General features: G+C 37.7%; 1 pseudogene. It reads left to right on the top strand.

The features are described 5' to 3' along the window. A pseudogene (locus tag AB4486_RS27005) lies at window positions 1-324 on the top strand (hypothetical protein); the annotation flags it as partial.

The raw sequence follows: 324 nt of genomic DNA, 5'->3' as shown, positions 1-324 counted from the left end.
GTTTTCTTGTTACAACTGTACTATTGTGCGCACTCCCTCAAAAACAACTTCTCAATGCAAAGCTAGCTCAATATCTACTATTTAGTGCAGCTTTGGCATGTTTAGCTTTGTCATGTTGGTACTTTTTTATTTATCCGACAGAGCGAATATTTTGGCCAACTAATCCTATCCCGCTAGCAACACATCAAGGTTTAATATCTACGCTTTCAGTAGGGGCACTATTGACAAATTTTAAAGGTAAAATCACCTGGATGTTAGTTGTAAGTGCGATTATTTCCGGTTTTTCTTTGATCTTAACGCAATCTAGAGGGGTTATTTTAGGGG

Origin of the sequence: Vibrio sp. 10N.222.55.C6 (assembly GCF_041473395.1) — a bacterium.
Taxonomy (GTDB): Bacteria; Pseudomonadota; Gammaproteobacteria; order Enterobacterales; family Vibrionaceae; genus Vibrio; species Vibrio crassostreae_C.
Note: the sequence above shows the minus strand (reverse complement) of the source record. Positions and strands in the feature narration are given on the sequence as shown.